Annotated in this window: 14 protein-coding genes, 6 tRNA genes and 1 pseudogene; 20 read left to right on the top strand and 1 reads right to left on the bottom strand. The window is 63.9% G+C overall.

The window, feature by feature from the left end:
• The first annotated feature begins 182 nt into the window (after positions 1 to 182).
• From MA09_RS04490 to MA09_RS04395, 20 genes and pseudogenes are all read left to right on the top strand, one after another.
• Complete coding sequence (locus tag MA09_RS04490; RefSeq protein WP_036245753.1) at positions 183 to 1652, top strand: DegQ family serine endoprotease; 1470 nt, start codon at positions 183 to 185, stop codon at positions 1650 to 1652.
• Positions 1649 to 1921, top strand: a complete 273-nt coding sequence (locus tag MA09_RS04485; protein WP_036245752.1) for a glutaredoxin family protein — start codon at positions 1649 to 1651, stop codon at positions 1919 to 1921. Before MA09_RS04490 ends, MA09_RS04485 begins: the two co-directional genes overlap by 4 nt.
• A 334-nt stretch (positions 1922 to 2255) precedes the next feature.
• Complete coding sequence (gene lepA, locus MA09_RS04480) at positions 2256 to 4049, top strand: translation elongation factor 4 (protein WP_036245750.1); 1794 nt, start codon at positions 2256 to 2258, stop codon at positions 4047 to 4049.
• Positions 4050 to 4967 carry a signal peptidase I gene (gene lepB / locus MA09_RS04475; RefSeq protein WP_036245748.1) on the top strand — a complete coding sequence of 306 codons (918 nt, stop codon included), beginning with the start codon at positions 4050 to 4052 and terminating at the stop codon, positions 4965 to 4967.
• Between the two features lie 15 nt (positions 4968 to 4982).
• The gene (locus MA09_RS04470; RefSeq protein WP_036245746.1) at positions 4983 to 5408 is read left to right on the top strand and encodes a DUF4845 domain-containing protein; all 426 of its coding nucleotides are present in this window, start codon (positions 4983 to 4985) and stop codon (positions 5406 to 5408) included.
• Between the two features lie 79 nt (positions 5409 to 5487).
• The gene (gene rnc, locus MA09_RS04465; RefSeq protein WP_229440558.1) at positions 5488 to 6255 is read left to right on the top strand and encodes a ribonuclease III; all 768 of its coding nucleotides are present in this window, start codon (positions 5488 to 5490) and stop codon (positions 6253 to 6255) included.
• A complete protein-coding gene (era, locus tag MA09_RS04460) occupies positions 6252 to 7187 on the top strand; it encodes a GTPase Era (RefSeq protein ID WP_373887835.1) in 936 nt (311 codons plus the stop codon). Before rnc ends, era begins: the two co-directional genes overlap by 4 nt.
• A 24-nt stretch (positions 7188 to 7211) precedes the next feature.
• Positions 7212 to 8012 carry a DNA repair protein RecO gene (gene recO, locus MA09_RS04455; protein WP_036245743.1) on the top strand — a complete coding sequence of 267 codons (801 nt, stop codon included), beginning with the start codon at positions 7212 to 7214 and terminating at the stop codon, positions 8010 to 8012.
• Between the two features lie 15 nt (positions 8013 to 8027).
• Positions 8028 to 8807, top strand: a complete 780-nt coding sequence (locus MA09_RS04450; RefSeq protein ID WP_036245742.1) for a pyridoxine 5'-phosphate synthase — start codon at positions 8028 to 8030, stop codon at positions 8805 to 8807.
• A 24-nt stretch (positions 8808 to 8831) separates the two neighbouring features.
• Positions 8832 to 9245 (top strand): holo-ACP synthase, encoded by a 414-nt coding sequence (gene acpS / locus MA09_RS04445; RefSeq protein ID WP_036245741.1) that lies wholly within the window; start codon positions 8832 to 8834, stop codon positions 9243 to 9245.
• Complete coding sequence (gene uvrC, locus MA09_RS04440) at positions 9245 to 11332, top strand: excinuclease ABC subunit UvrC (RefSeq protein ID WP_229440557.1); 2088 nt, start codon at positions 9245 to 9247, stop codon at positions 11330 to 11332. Before acpS ends, uvrC begins: the two co-directional genes overlap by 1 nt.
• Before the next feature lie 184 nt (positions 11333 to 11516).
• Positions 11517 to 12158, top strand: coding sequence for a PEP-CTERM sorting domain-containing protein (locus tag MA09_RS24995; protein ID WP_081897422.1), 642 nt, complete (start codon positions 11517 to 11519; stop codon positions 12156 to 12158).
• Between the two features lie 153 nt (positions 12159 to 12311).
• Positions 12312 to 12890: a CDP-diacylglycerol--glycerol-3-phosphate 3-phosphatidyltransferase gene (gene pgsA, locus MA09_RS04430; protein ID WP_036245739.1), complete on the top strand. Its 579-nt coding sequence runs from the start codon at positions 12312 to 12314 to the stop codon at positions 12888 to 12890.
• Between the two features lie 100 nt (positions 12891 to 12990).
• Positions 12991 to 13066: transfer RNA gene (locus tag MA09_RS04425), tRNA-Gly, on the top strand.
• Between the two features lie 82 nt (positions 13067 to 13148).
• Positions 13149 to 13224: transfer RNA gene (locus MA09_RS04420), tRNA-Gly, on the top strand.
• Between the two features lie 47 nt (positions 13225 to 13271).
• Positions 13272 to 13347 (top strand) — tRNA-Gly (locus MA09_RS04415).
• Positions 13348 to 13387: 40 nt separating this feature from the next.
• Positions 13388 to 13463, top strand: a tRNA-Gly gene (locus tag MA09_RS04410).
• A gap of 74 nt (positions 13464 to 13537) precedes the next feature.
• Positions 13538 to 13611 (top strand) — tRNA-Cys (locus MA09_RS04405).
• A 153-nt stretch (positions 13612 to 13764) separates the two neighbouring features.
• Positions 13765 to 13835, top strand: a tRNA-Cys gene (locus MA09_RS04400).
• Between the two features lie 150 nt (positions 13836 to 13985).
• Positions 13986 to 14728 (top strand): annotated as a pseudogene (locus MA09_RS04395) (YeeE/YedE thiosulfate transporter family protein); the annotation flags it as partial.
• A gap of 11 nt (positions 14729 to 14739) precedes the next feature.
• On the opposite strand, the gene MA09_RS04390 reads toward MA09_RS04395, so the two are convergent.
• Positions 14740 to 15600: an alpha/beta fold hydrolase gene (locus MA09_RS04390; RefSeq protein WP_036245738.1), complete on the bottom strand. Its 861-nt coding sequence runs from the start codon at positions 15598 to 15600 to the stop codon at positions 14740 to 14742.
• Positions 15601 to 15682: the final 82 nt, after the last annotated feature.

Genomic DNA, 15682 nt, shown 5'->3' with positions numbered 1-15682 from the left:
GTCGCACGATATGCGAGGCATATCACACCATTGTGGTGATTCATCCTGCATATAAGCTCGCCCATTCTTCCCGACTCCCGTTTTCCACCTCCGATGGGGGCGCGGCGAACCCGCGTACGGCGCGACAAAGCGCGTGTTTTGGCTTACCATAAAGTCAATCTCAGCCTTCCCACGCCAAGCCCATGACCCGTCAATTCACGCATCGTTCCATCAGCCTGATCCTGCTGGCCGCCGCAAGCTGCGCCTTCTTCCCCTCTGCTTCCATGGCGGCCGCCCCGGTTCCCGTGCAGCCTCCGGTCGTCACCGGGCTGCCCGACTTTTCCGACCTGATCGACAAGGTCGGCCCGGCCGTGGTCAACATCCGCACCACCGAACGCGTCGCGCGCGGCCAGGGCATGCCGGGCGAGGAGGAGATGCAGGAATTCCTGCGGCGCTTCTTCGGCGGCCAGATCCCGCGCGGCGGCGGCCAGGGTCGTCCGGGCCGGCCCGGTGGGGCCGAAGAGCAGGTGACGCGTGGGGTCGGCTCCGGCTTCATCATTTCCGCCGACGGTTTTGTCCTGACCAATGCCCACGTGGTGGAAGGAGCGGACGAAGTCACCGTCACGCTGACCGACCGGCGCGAGTTCAAGGCCAAGGTGCTGGGCGCGGACCGCCGCTCGGACGTGGCCCTGCTCAAGCTGTCGGCCGGCAACCTGCCTTACCTGCGCACCGGCGACTCCAGCAAGATCCGCGTCGGCGAATGGGTGGTGGCGATCGGCTCGCCCTTCGGCCTCGACAATACCGTGACCTCCGGCATCATCTCGGCCAAGTCGCGCGACACCGGCGAATACCTGCCGCTGATCCAGTCCGACGTTGCCGTCAACCCCGGCAACTCGGGTGGCCCCCTGATCAACATGCGCGGCGAGGTCATCGGCATCAACTCGCAGATCGCGACGCTCTCGGGCGCCTACAACGGCATCTCCTTCGCCGTGCCGATTGACGAGGTCATGCGCGTCGCCGACCAGCTGAAGACCACCGGCAAGGTCACGCGCGGCCGCCTCGGCGTGCAGATCAGCGAAGTCACGCGCGACGTGGCCGAATCGCTCGGCCTGGGCAAGGCGCGTGGCGCCGAGGTGTCGATGGTGGAAGCCGGCGGCCCGGCCGAGAAGGGCGGCATCAAGGTCGGCGACATCATCCTGAAGTTCAACGGCCAGCCGATCGAGACCACCCGCGACCTGCCGCGCCTGGTCGGCGCCACCAAGGTGGGCAGCCGCGCCACCGTCACCGTCTGGCGCCGCGGCACCCAGCTCGACGTGCCGGTAACCATCGTCGAACTGCAGGAAGAGCGCTCCCCGACCGCCCGCGCCACGCCCAAGAAGCCGGCCCCGGGCGCCGCGCCGAACGCGCTCGGCCTGGTGGTCTCCGACATCCCGGCGGCCGCGCGCGCCGAAACCGGCATCGACGGCGGCGTGCTGGTCGAGAATGCCGAGGGCAATGCGGCGACGGCGGGCATCCGTCCGGGCGACATCATCTCCCAAGTGGGCAATACCCAGGTGAGCAACGCTGCCCAGTTCAATGCCGTGATCGCCAAGCTGGATCCGAAGAAGCCGGTGGCCCTGCTGGTGCGGCGCGAGAACGTCACCCAGTACGTCGTCGTGAAGCCACGCCAATGACGCGCACGGTTCCTTTCACGCTCTATTCGCGCAGCTACTGCCACCTGTGCGAAGACATGCTGCAGGCCTTGCTGGCCCTGCAGCAGCCGGGCGAGCACTTCGAGGTCGCCGTGGTCGACGTCGACGCCGACCCGGCGCTGGTGGCGCGTTTCGACGAACTGGTGCCGGTGCTGTACGGGGACCCAGCTGGCGAGGAACAGTGCCATTACTTCCTCGATCCGGCTGCGTCGCGCGGCTGGGCTGATGCTTGCCTGGCAAGGGCGGCCTAGAAGTAGGGTGGTCGGCCGAGCCGACCACCCTACGAGAACCGGCGCATTGTCCCGAAGTTAACCCGAAATCCGCCTTTCTGCCCCTCGGCAAGCCCAAAACCGGGCTTTCCGGCGCGGAATCCGGTAAAATGCCGGGGTCGGAAAAGCGCCGGCCGATTGCAGACCTGCCGCCAACGCTTTTCATTCGCTTGATCGAGCGCTTCGACCGGGGGCCGGCATGCCCCCCACGGAGCGCTTTTTTGCATTGCCACGCGCCTTTCGCCACCGCATTGCATCCGTTTGCTGTCGTAGCCTGCCGCGCTGCCCGCGGCCTTTTTGGTTTTGAGCTTTGTTAATGAACAACATACGTAACTTCTCCATCATCGCCCACATCGACCACGGCAAATCGACCCTGGCCGACCGCATCATCCAGCTGTGCGGCGGCCTGTCGGAGCGCGAGATGGACGCGCAGGTGCTCGACTCGATGGACCTGGAACGCGAGCGCGGCATCACCATCAAGGCCCAGACCGCGGCCCTGCAGTACAAGGCGCGCGACGGCCAGACCTACAACCTGAACCTGATCGACACCCCGGGCCACGTCGACTTCTCGTACGAAGTCTCGCGCTCGCTCTCGGCCTGCGAAGGCGCGCTGCTGGTCGTCGATGCGAGTCAGGGCGTGGAAGCCCAGACCGTGGCCAACTGCTATACCGCGCTCGACCTGGGCGTGGAAGTGGTGCCGATCCTGAACAAGATCGACCTGCCGCACGCCGACCCGGACAACGCGAAGAAGGAAATCGAGGACGTGATCGGCCTCGACGCGTCCGACGCCACCACCTGCTCGGCCAAGACCGGCCTGGGCGTGGAAGACGTGCTGGAAACCCTGATCGCCAAGGTCCCGCCGCCCAAGGGCGACCCGGACGCGCCGCTGCAGGCCCTGATCGTCGACTCCTGGTACGACCCCTACGTGGGCGTCGTGATGCTGGTGCGCGTGGTCAACGGCACCCTGCGCCCCAAGGACAAGATCCTGCTGATGGCGACCGGCTCGCAGCAGCTGGTCGAGAGCATCGGCATCTTCACCCCGCGCTCGGTCTCGCTGCCGGAACTGTCGGCAGGGCAGGTGGGCTTCATCATCGCCGGCATCAAGGAACTGACCGCCGCCAAGGTGGGCGACACCGTCACCCTGGCCAACAAGCCGGCCCCGGCGCCGCTGCCGGGCTTCAAGGAAGTCCAGCCCCAGGTCTTCGCCGGTTTGTTCCCGGTGGAAGCGAACCAGTACGACGCCCTGCGCGACTCGCTGGAAAAGCTGAAGCTGAACGACGCCGCCCTGATGTACGAACCGGAAGTCTCGCAGGCGCTGGGCTTCGGCTTCCGCTGCGGCTTCCTGGGCCTGCTGCACATGGAGATCGTGCAGGAGCGCCTCGAGCGCGAATTCGACATGGACCTGATCACCACGGCCCCGACCGTGGTGTACGAAGTCGAGATGCGCGACGGCACCCAGCTTCGCGTCGACAACCCGTCCAAGATGCCGGAGCCGTCGAAGATCGCCGAGATCCGCGAGCCGATCGTCACCGTCAACCTGTACATGCCGCAAGAGTATGTCGGCTCGGTCATGACCCTCTGTAACGGCAAGCGCGGCGTCCAGATGGACATGGCCTACCACGGCCGCCAGGTCAAACTGGTGTACGAGATTCCGATGGCCGAGATCGTGCTCGACTTCTTCGATCGCCTGAAGTCGACCTCGCGCGGCTACGCGTCGATGGACTACGAGTTCAAGGAAAACCGGGCGTCGGACGTGGTGAAGGTCGACATGCTGATCAATAGCGAGAAGGTCGACGCGCTGGCGATCATCGTGCACCGCGCCAACGCCGCCTACCGCGGGCGTCAGGTCGCCGCGAAAATGCGCGAACTGATCCCGCGCCAGATGTTCGACGTGGCGATCCAGGCCGCGATCGGCGCCACCATCATCTCGCGCGAGAACGTCAAGGCATTGCGCAAGAACGTCCTGGCCAAGTGCTATGGCGGCGACATTTCGCGTAAGAAGAAGCTGTTAGAAAAACAGAAGGCCGGCAAGAAGCGCATGAAGCAGGTCGGTTCGGTGGAGATCCCGCAGGAGGCCTTCCTGGCCATCCTCCAGGTGGAAGAAAAATAAATGGATATGCAACCCATCCTGAGCAATTTTGCTCTGATCCTGTTCGTCCTGATGGTAGTGACCGGCGTCATCTGGTGCCTGGACGTGTTCGTGCTGGCCAGGGCGCGCCGCCGCAAGGCCGACGCCGCCCTGGCCGAGTACGACGCGCGCACAGCCAAGCTGACCGCCGAGGGCATCAAGGTCGACAGCGGCAACGGGCGCGCCGCCATCGAGCAGGCGCACCTGCGCCAGCCGACCTGGATCGAGTACTCGGGCAGCTTCTTCCCGGTGATCGCGCTGGTCTTCGTCCTGCGCTCCTTCCTGTGGGAGCCGTTCAAGATCCCGTCCTCGTCGATGGTGCCGACCCTGCTGGTGGGCGACTTCATCCTCGTGAACAAGTACGCCTACGGCATCCGGCTGCCGATCATCAACAAGAAGGTGATCGAAGTCGGCGATCCGCAGCGTGGCGACGTGATGGTGTTCAAGTATCCGAAGGACATGGGTCAGGACTACATCAAGCGCGTCATCGGCGTGCCGGGCGATACCATCACCTACGAGAACAAGCGCCTGACCGTGAACGGCAAGCCGGTGCAATACACCCCGATGGACGACTACCTGGACGACCAGCATCCGGTCTACCACAAGCAGTTCACCGAGCACCTCACCAGCCTGTCGCACCGCATCCTGAACACCGACGGCAAGCGCACGCTCGATCTCGGCGCCGTGGAGAATTTCCCGAACCGTGAGGCCTGCGACTATTCGTACGACAAGTTTACCTGTATCGTACCTCCGGGCAACTATTTCATGATGGGCGATAACCGCGACAACAGTGCCGACAGCCGCTATTGGGGCTTCGTTCCGGACAAGAACATTGTTGGCAAGGCGATCGTCGTCTGGATGAACTTCGGCGATCCGAAACGGATCGGCGGCATCCAGTAATCCGGGAGATCCACGATGCGTCAACAAGCTTTCCAATCCAGGCAGCGCGGCATTTCACTGACCGGCTTGATCCTCGTGCTGGCCGCACTGGGCGTGGTCGCGGTCCTTGCGCTCAAGCTGCTGCCGACCTATTTCGAGTACAGCGCCGCCAAGGACGCGATGCAACGCGCCAAGGAAGCTGGCGGCACGCCCCGCGAAATACAGGTAGCCTTCGATAAGAACGCCGGCATGAACAACGTCACCGCCATCAAGGGACGCGACCTGACCATCACCCGCGAGGACGGCGAGACCCAGGTCAGCTTCGCCTACGAGAAGCGGGTGCCGCTGGTCGGCAATGTCAGCCTCGTGATCGACTACGCGGGCACCACCGACCCGAGCGGTGTCAACGCGGCAAAGGAAGCCACGGCTTCCGCAGAAGCGGACGCGACCGCGTCCCAGTAACAGGCAACAGACGCCGGTACTGGCTCCAGGCCGGCGAAACGACGACAGCACAATGAATCTACAGTTATTGCAAACACGCTTGGGTTACACGTTCCGGGACACCGGCCTGCTCCAGCAAGCCCTGACCCACCGTAGCCATAGCGCGCTGCATAACGAACGCCTGGAATTCCTGGGCGACTCGATCCTGAACTGCGTCGTGGCCTCGATCCTGTACGAGCGTTTCACCGGCCTCGACGAAGGCGACCTGTCGCGCCTGCGTGCCAATCTGGTCAAGCAGCAATCGCTGTTCGAGATCGCCCAGAAGCTCGAGCTGTCGCAGTTCCTGCGCCTGGGGGAGGGCGAGTTGAAGTCGGGCGGTTTCCGCCGCCCTTCGATCTTGGCCGACACCCTCGAGGCCTTGCTTGGAGCGATCTTCCTCGACACCGGTTTCGATGCCGCGCGCGACGTGATTCGCGCCTTCTATATCCCGCTGCTCGATACGGTCGATCCGCGTACACTGGGCAAGGACGCCAAGACCCTGCTGCAGGAATTCCTGCAGAGCAAGAAAATCTCGCTGCCGACCTATAACGTGGTGGCCACGCACGGCGCCGCCCACAGCCAGGAATTCGAGGTCGAGTGCCTGGTGCCGAAGCTGAACGTGCAGGTCTTCGGACGTGGCGGCAGCCGCCGCGCCGGCGAACAGGCTGCTGCCCGCCTGGCGCTGGAAGCGGCCCAGGGGGTGCTGGCCAAGGCGCCGGCAGCCCGCAAGTCCAAGCCGCGCGCCGCCCAGCTGAAGCTGGCGGGCATCGGCACGGTCCAGTCCGAAGGGGCTTCGCAAGCAGAACCAACAGGTAGCAAATCCGCATGAGCACCACCATGAACAACGACAGCATCGATACCGGCGACACCGGCACCCCAGAAAACTCCCGCTGCGGCTACATCGCCATCGTCGGCCGCCCGAACGTCGGCAAGTCGACCCTGATGAACGTCCTGATCGGCGCCAAGGTGTCGATCACCTCGCGCAAGGCACAGACGACGCGTCACCGCATCACCGGCATCCAGACCCGCGACGACGCCCAGTTCATCTACGTCGACACCCCGGGCTTCCAGACCCGCCATGCGAACGCGCTCAACAAGACGCTGAACAAGACCGTCTCGAACACGCTGACGTCCTCGGACGTGATCCTGTTCCTGGTCGAAGCCGGCACCTTCGGCCCGGCCGACCAGCAGGTGCTCGACCTGTTGCCGAAGAACGTCCCGGTGGTGCTGGTCATCAATAAATCCGACCGCATGAAGGACAAGGCGGTCCTGATGCCCTTCGCCCAGAAGGTCGCCGCGCTGCGCGACTTCACCGCCATCGTGCCGGTCTCGGCCAAGATGCGCTTCCAGGTGGATGCCCTGGAAGAAGAGATCAAGCGCCACCTGCCGCAGAACCCGCCGATTTTCGGCCCGGACGACATCACCGACCGCAGCGAGAAGTTCCTGGCCGCCGAAATCGTGCGCGAAAAGGTGTTCCGGCTGCTGGGCGACGAACTGCCTTACACCAGCACCGTGCTGGTCGAGCAGTTCCAGCAGGAAGGCAAGCTGCGCCGCATCTTCTGCGCCATCCTGGTCGAACGCGACACGCACAAGTCCATGATCATCGGCAACAAGGGGGCACGCTTGAAAGAGATCTCGACGCAGTCGCGCCTGGACATGGAAAAGCTGTTCGGCGGCCCCGTGTACCTGGAGATCTGGGTCAAGGTGAAATCCGGCTGGGCCGACAACGAAGCCGGCCTGCGCGCCTACGGTTACGAATAAACCTTCGGAGGCCGTCCCCCACGCATGCCCGACCAAGAAAATACAGACGACCTCATCGAAACACCGGAACCGGCCGTTCCGGTAGCGGCCAAGCGCAGCCGGCCGCCCGTACGCGACACCCGCGTCACCGGCCAGCCCGGCTTCGTCCTGCACAGCTATCCCTACAAGGAAACCAGCCTGATCGTGGACATGTTCACGCGCGACTTCGGCCGCGTGGGCGTGGTCGCGAAGGGCGCCAAGCGGCCGCTGTCGAAGCTGCGCGGCGTGCTGCAGACCTTCCAGCCGCTGTCGGTGTCCTTCAGCGGAAGATCCGAACTGCGCACCCTGATCGATGCCGAATGGGTCGGCGGCATGCTGCCGCTGGAGAAGACCGCGCTGCTGTGCGGTTTCTACCTCAACGAGCTGCTGGTGAAACTGCTGGCGCGCGACGACAAGCATCCGCTTCTCTTCGACCACTACGTCTCCACCCTCAACCAGCTCGCCCACGGCGAGCCGCCGCCCATCGTCTTGCGAAAGTTCGAACGGGCCTTACTTAAGGAAACAGGGGTCGCGGCAGACCTCGGGCGCTCGACCACGACACGCGGCCCGGTGGACCCGGCGCGCGACTACGTGGTCGACCCGGAAAAGGGTGCGCGCGAAGCCGTGCCCGCCGACGGCTGGCCGGTGGTGAGCGGCAAGACCCTGCTCGACATGGAGCGCGAGGACTACGGCGACCCGGTCACGCAGGCGCAGAGCAAGCAGCTGATGCGCTTCCTGCTGGCGCACCACCTGGGCGGCGCGCCGCTGAATACGCGCCAGATTTTGATCGACCTGATGCAGTTATAAGAAACGAGTACACACATGAGCTTCCTGCAACCCCTTGGCTCCGTCATCGACCTGGGCGTCAACATCGACCACGTTGCCACCGTGCGCAATGCCCGCGGCACCACGTATCCGGACCCGATCCGCGCGGCCCTGCTGGCCGAGCAGGCCGGCGCCGACCTGATCACGCTGCACCTGCGCGAAGACCGCCGCCACATCAAGGATGCGGACGTGATCGCGCTGCGCCCGCAGCTCGCGACCCGCATGAACCTGGAAGCGGCCGTCACGCGCGAGATGATCGACTTCGCCTGCCAGGTCAAGCCGCAGGACGTATGCCTGGTGCCGGAGCGGCGCGAGGAAGTCACCACCGAGGGCGGCCTCGACGTGATCCGCTACTATAATGAAGTGGAAGCGGCAGTGAAGCAACTGAAGGAAGAGGGCATCCGCGTGTCGCTGTTCATCGACGCGGACGAGCGCCAGATCGAAGCGGCAGCCGCCGTGGGCGCCACCGTGATCGAACTGCATACTGGCCGCTATGCCGAGGCCGAGGGCGACGAAGCCCTGCGCGAGATCGAGCGCATCCAGGCCGGCGTGCATGCGGGCGCGACGCGCGGCCTGCGCGTGAATGCGGGCCACGGCCTGCACTACACCAATGTTCAGCCGATCGCGGCGATCGCCGACATCCACGAGCTGAACATCGGCCATGCGATCGTCGCCCACGCGCTCTTCGCGGGCTGGGAGAACGCGGTGCGCGAGATGAAGGCCATCATGGTGGCGGCCCGACTTGGGACCTCCCTGGGCACGTCGTACCGGAACTAGACACTTGAAACGCGGGGAGCAGGCATGATCTACGGCATCGGTACCGACATTGTCCAGATTTCCCGTGTCGAGGCCGCGCTCGCACGCAGCGGCCCGCGCTTTGCCGAGAAGATCCTCGGTCCCCAGGAGCTGGAAAAATACCATGCGCGCAGCGCCAGGAGTGCGGTGCGCGGGCTGCGCTTCCTGGCCACCCGGTTTTCGGCCAAGGAAGCGTTCTCGAAGGCGATCGGGCTGGGCATGCGCATGCCCATGACCTGGCGCTCGATGCAGCTGCTGAACGCCCCGAGCGGCAAGCCGACCATCGTGTGCAGCGGCGCCCTCCAACAATTCATGCAAGAACACCGGCTCAGCGCCCAGGTGACGATCAGCGACGAGGCCGACTACGGGGTCGCCTTCGTGATCGTCACCCAGGCGCCGGGCGACACCATGGCAGAGTGATGTCCGAAGCAAAACCCGAAGACAAGCAAACCCCCGAAGTGGCGGAAGCGCCTGCCGCCTACGTGGCGGCAGCGGGCGCGGCCATGCCGGCGCCAGCCCCCGTCGCCGAAAAGCCCGCGCGCACCCGCATGGCCAAACCGAAGGCAAAGGCCGAGGCGCCGGCGCCGCGTCCTCGCCCGGACGGCTGGCAGGCCATGAAGGAAGAACTGAAAGCCACCCTGCAGGGCGATGCGCGCGAGCCGGTCAAGCCGGACGGCGAGGCGCGCGAGCAGGTGCAGGCCACGGTCGCCAAGCTGCCCGGGCTGCCGGGCGTGTACCGCTACTTCGACGCCAACGGCAACGTGCTCTACGTCGGCAAGGCGCGCAACCTCAAGAACCGCGTGTCGAGCTACTTCCAGAAGACCCTGTCGAGCCCGCGCATCGCGATGATGGTCTCGCAGATCGCCAGGCTGGAAACGACCGTGACCAACAGCGAGGCCGAAGCGCTGATCCTGGAAAACAACCTGATCAAGTCGCTCAAGCCGCGCTACAACATCCTGTTCCGCGACGATAAAAGCTACCCCTACATCAAGATTTCCAGCGGCGAGGCGCCGCGCCTGGGCTACTACCGCGGCGCGCTCGACAAGAAGAACCAGTACTTCGGTCCTTTTCCTTCCGCCTGGGCGGCCAAGGAATCGATCCAGTTGCTGCAGCGGGTCTTCCTGCTGCGTACCTGCGAGGACAGCGTGTACAGCAACCGCACGCGTCCCTGCCTGCTGCACCAGATCGGCCGCTGCAGCGCGCCCTGCGTCGACCTGATCACGCCGGACGACTACAAGCGCGACGTCGACAATGCTGCGCGCTTCCTGCGCGGGCGCCAGAGCGAGGTGCTGGAAGACCTCGAGCAGAAGATGCAGGCCTATGCGATGGAGCTCAAGTTCGAGCAGGCCGCCAGCGTGCGCAACCAGATCCAGGCCCTGTCGAAAGTGCTGCACGCGCAGAGCATGGAGACCACCGGCGACGCCGACGTCGACGTAATCGCCGTGGTGGTGCAGGGCGGCCGGGCCTGCGTCAACCTGGCGATGGTGCGCGGCGGGCGCCACCTGGGCGACCGCGCCTACTTCCCGACCCACGTCGGCGAATCGCTGGGTGAGTGCCCGATCGAGGTCGAGGTGCTGTGCGCCTTCCTGGCCCAGCACTATGCGGGCCAGTTCATCCCGGGCACCCTGATCCTGAACATCGAGTTCGACCAGCCGGAACTGATGATGGCCTTGAGCGAGCAGTGCGGCCACCGCATCAACCTGATCTACCAGCCGCAGGGACAGCGCCGCCAGTGGCTGGAGCTGGCCTGCAAGAACGCCGAGATTTCGCTGGCGCGCCTGCTGTCCGAGCAGGGTTCGCAGCAGGCGCGCACGCGCGCGCTGGCCGACGTGCTCGGGCTGGATGCCGAGACGCTCGACGAGCTGCGCATCGAATGCTTCGACATCAGCCATACGGCCGGCGAGGCGACCCAGGCTTCCTGCGTCGTGTTCCACCACCACGCGATGCAGAACGGCGAGTACCGCCGCTTCAACATCAACGGCATCACGCCCGGCGACGACTACGCCGCGATGCGCCAGGTCCTGCAGCGCCGTTACGAAAAGGTGGCCAACGGCGACGGCATCATGCCGGACATCGTGCTGGTCGACGGCGGCAAGGGCCAGGTCGAGATGGCGCGCCAGGTATTCGAGGAACTGGGCCTGGACATTGCGATGATCGTCGGCGTGGCCAAGGGCGAGGGGCGCCGCGTCGGCCTGGAGACCCTGATCTTCGCCGACGGCCGCGCCCCCCAGGAGCTGGGCAAGGAATCGGCGGCACTGATGCTGGTGGCCATGATCCGCGACGAGGCACACCGATTCGCGATTACCGGCATGCGCGCCAAGCGCGCCAAGGCCCGCCAGGCCTCGCGCCTCGAAGAGATCGAAGGCATCGGCGCCAAGCGCCGCCAGCGCCTGCTGGCGCGCTTCGGCGGGCTGCGCGGGGTGATCGACGCCAGTATCGAAGACCTGATGTCGGTAGAGGGTATCTCGAGTACCCTCGCTGAAGAGATTTATCGGCAGCTGCATTGACACAGTGTTGGCGTGTGAGAATGCGGCATGCGCTTCACGTAACTGTCGGTAAACTTTACATTACAACTCCAGATCGGATAGTTGAAGCTTTGTAAGTCTTTGTATTGACAGGAATCCTGGCTCTTGGCACGTTTTATGCATTAGGTGAGACGCACCATCCACCATAACCAGCTAGGGGTCCTGTATGAAAATTTCACTTCGCAAATGTGTCACGACTACCGTGCTCGCCGCAGCAGCCATGGTTTCAACTGCCGCCATGGCAACGCCATTCTCCATCACCTCAGTCAGCTTCTCGCACGAAGGTGGGTACGCGAATTCAAACGCCAATAACGATGGCTATCTTGGCATGCAATTCTTGAATAACGGCTTTACTACGAAGAATTTCGAGTTGAACACGGCTGGACAATACTATGAGTTCGTGTTCGGTACCGCCGAACTGATCGAGGCGAACGCCGGTATCGATGAAAATGAAACCGACCTTCTCAAAGTTTTCGCAAACTTCACCTTTGCCGCGCCCGGCGGCGTTGACCGCACGATCACTGCGACAGCCACGCCGACTCTCGGCGCAATCAACGATGACGCCGTCGACTTGCGACTGACATGGACGCCGCTCACGTTCAACTTCGGCACCACAGGGTCTTACCAGATATCGCTGAACGACCTCGTTTTCGATCAGCGCGAGCTGCTCACCGCAACCGCACGGATCACGTTGATCAACGTTGACACAACTGAAGGCGGAAGCAACGACGTACCGGAACCCGGCACCCTCGCCCTCGCGGGGCTCGGTCTGGCCGCCGCGGGCATCGCTCGTCGTCGCAAGCGCTGAGCGTTACACACACTTCCTCGAACGGGCTGCCTTGGCAGCCCGTTTTCTTTGGCGCCACGATCGCCCGCATACAGACGAGTCACCTAGTCCAAATTGCAATACCCATGTAGACTGTCGCCCAAACTTTTCAATCCCGTAACCAGTGCTTTCCCTATGCCTTTCAACATCCCGATTCTCCTGACTTGGTTACGTGTAGCGCTGATTCCCCTGGTTGTAGGCGTCTTCTATCTCCCGACCCATTGGTTGCCGCTGGCCGACCGCAACCTGGCCGCGACCCTGGTCTTCATCATCGCCGCCGTCACCGACTGGTTCGACGGTTTCCTGGCGCGGCGCTGGAACCAGACCTCGGCCTTCGGCGCCTTCCTCGACCCGGTCGCCGACAAGCTGATGGTGGCCGGCGCGCTGCTGGTGCTGGTGCAGCTGGGCCGCGTGAACGCCATCATCGCCTTCATCATCATCGGCCGCGAGATCACCATCTCCGCGCTGCGTGAGTGGATGGCCCAGATCGGCGCGACCAAGTCGGTGGCCGTGAGCTCGCTCGGCAAGATCAAGACCGCTGCCCAGATGACGGCCATCCCGATGCTGCTGTTCCATGACGTACTGCTCGGGATCGACACCCACTACTGGGGCGAGTACTTCCTGTGGGTCGCCGGCGTGCTGACGGTCTGGTCGATGTTCTACTATCTGCGCCGTGCCTGGCCGCTTATCAAGGAAAAGGCAGGGACACTTTGATTCGCTTGCAAGAAATGTTCAGTGTCATCCTTGACGTACGGAATAGAATCTCTATAATGCCTGCCTGTTGCGACAACAACGCAGCAGAATGAAAGACAAAGCGGGAGTAGCTCAGTTGGTAGAGCGCAACCTTGCCAAGGTTGAGGTCGAGAGTTCGAGACTCTTCTCCCGCTCCAGTTTTTCAAGTGACACGATCAGTTGTACGATTGAGAAAACTTGAGAAAATGTCAAAGTTCTGCGATAATCGTTGTTCTGTACGCGGGAGTAGCTCAGTTGGTAGAGCGCAACCTTGCCAAGGTTGAGGTCGAGAGTTCGAGACTCTTCTCCCGCTCCAGTTATCTTCGGACGGCTGGGTGCGACAGGCGTAAGTAAGACTCCAATGCGGGAGTAGCTCAGTTGGTAGAGCGCAACCTTGCCAAGGTTGAGGTCGAGAGTTCGAGACTCTTCTCCCGCTCCAAAGGTTTTACGGCACGCGTCTGCGTGTGTTTCACTCCTAAGCGGGAGTAGCTCAGTTGGTAGAGCGCAACCTTGCCAAGGTTGAGGTCGAGAGTTCGAGACTCTTCTCCCGCTCCAAATTCAGAGAAGAAAGTTCTTCTCGGTTGATACGGCACATAACCCGCCGGGTCAGCCCTCCTAAGATTACCTCTGGCGAGGTAGCAAAGCGGTTATGCAGCGGCCTGCAAAGCCGTCTAGACGGGTTCGACTCCCGTCCTCGCCTCCAGATCTTTTCAAGCACGGGCCCTGATGGGGCCCGTCTGCTTTTCCGGCCCGGCTTGCTGCCAACCCAGTACGGTGTCAGTTCCTGTCATGACAAGTGTGCACAGCCTTGCGGCAGCGCATAACCGAATGGCGCCATTGGCATAAGATTGGTTCTGGCGAGGTAGCAAAGAGGTTATGCAGCGGCCTGCAAAGCCGTCGAGACAGGTTCGATTCCTGTCCTCGCCTCAAGACTTCTTCAAAAACGGGCCCTTCGGGCCCGTTTGCTTCTTGGGCGGCATGGGTCCTGGCCGATGGCGCCGGACCTGGGGCCATTCCAGGACCGTCCGCCGCCAAGCACTGCAGGAACCGCCAAAACGCGCGAGAATAGCGGGTTACGCCGGCGCGGTGATCGCCACGGCGCATACGCGGTCTGGACCGCCCAGCCGCAGCTGAAGCCGCTGTCGCTGGTGAATGCCTTGGGGCTCGCGCCCGCGCTCGCCCTGAACCTGGCCGTGTTCGCGCTGATTGCCGCGATGACCGTGGCAGTCGAAAAGCGCCGCCATGGGCGCTTGGTCGCCCCGCAGTTGCAGCCGGTGGAGGGGCCGCGCTGGCTGCACGGTCCCTGGCCACTGGTGGCTGGTGCCATCGCCTTGGTCGTGCTGAACTTTGCGACCTTGGCGCTGGCAGGACGGCCGTGGGGCGTGACCTCGGCCTTCGCGCTATGGGGCGCCAAGACGGCATCGCTGCATGGCGTCGACATTGCGAGCTGGCCCTACTGGACCACCAAGGCCAATGCCGCCGCCCTGGCTGCGCCTATCTCGCGCGACGTGACCTCGGTGATGGATATCGGGCTCGTGTTCGGCGCCATGCTCGCCGCGGCGCTCGCCGGGCGCTACGCACCCGTATGGCGCCTGCCGCTGCGTTCACTTGTTGCGGCAGTGGTCGGCGGACTGCTGCTCGGCTATGGCGCCCGCCTTGCCTACGGATGCAACATCGGTGCCTACTTCAGCGGCATCCTCTCCGGTAGCGTGCACGGCTGGCTCTGGCTTGTCGCAGCGGTTGCCGGCAACGTATTCGGCACGCGCCTGCGTCCCCTGTTCGGCCTGGAAGTCGAACGCATGAAACCGACAGCCTGTTGAATCCGCCAGGCTCATGCAGCCTGGTCTCCCAGAAAGGCGCGGAGCAGGCGGTTGAACGCCGCCGCATGCGTGACGTTCATTCCGTGCGACGCCCCCGCCATGGTGCGCTTGTCCACGTGTCCCATCCAGCCTGCCAGGTGTTCGACGTTATCGCGGTACATGCGCGGGCTGCGTTCTCCTGCGACGAGCAGGGTCCTGCAGCGCACCTCGGCCGCGCTCGCGCGGGTGTAGGCGGGCAGGGGATCGCGGAACTGCTTCGGCAGCGTTGCGGCATTGGCCAGCGCCATCGTACGGAACGAGGCCGGGCTCTTGCGCCAGATGCCGGGCATGCTCACCGAGTCGACGAACAGCTCCAGGCCCGCGTCGAGCTCACCTTGCCCGATCAGGTCGGCAACACGCTCGCGAACGGCTTCGGAAGATGAAGGCAGCGGCGCCGCCGCCGCTGCGCCGGTCTGCAGCGGACCGGCGGGGTCCGCCAGGCTCAAGGTTTTCACCAGTTCGGGATAGCCGCGCGCCAGGTTGAACGCGACGGAGGCGCCGCGCGAGTGGCCGACCAGGTGTACCGGGCCGAGGTGCATCGCCCGGATGAACTCGGCCAGTTCCGCGACGTGCTGCCGCCAGCTGAAGGCACTTTGTGCGACGGCCTCGTCGACCGGCCAGTAGTGGCTGAGGCTGACCGAGAAGCAGGAAAAGTGCTGCGACAAGGCGTCCGTCTGGCTGTTCCAGTAGCGGTAGTCGCACAGCGAGCCGTGCACGAACAGCAGCGCTTCGCCGGTCCCGGATGCCACGTAAGGAATACGTACGCCGGAAGGGACGGTGGCGAAGCAAAGCTCGGGGACTGCGAAGATGCGTGGATCGGTGGGTGCGTTCATGTCTGGCCTCCTTTCCAGCACTATGCACCATGGCGCGCATTAAGAAAATCGCATAATATTGAAGGTATCTATCTGGTTTTCT

It is taken from the genome of Massilia sp. BSC265 (assembly GCF_000740675.1).
Lineage (GTDB): Bacteria > Pseudomonadota > Gammaproteobacteria > Burkholderiales > Burkholderiaceae_D > Telluria.
Note: the sequence above shows the minus strand (reverse complement) of the source record. Positions and strands in the feature narration are given on the sequence as shown.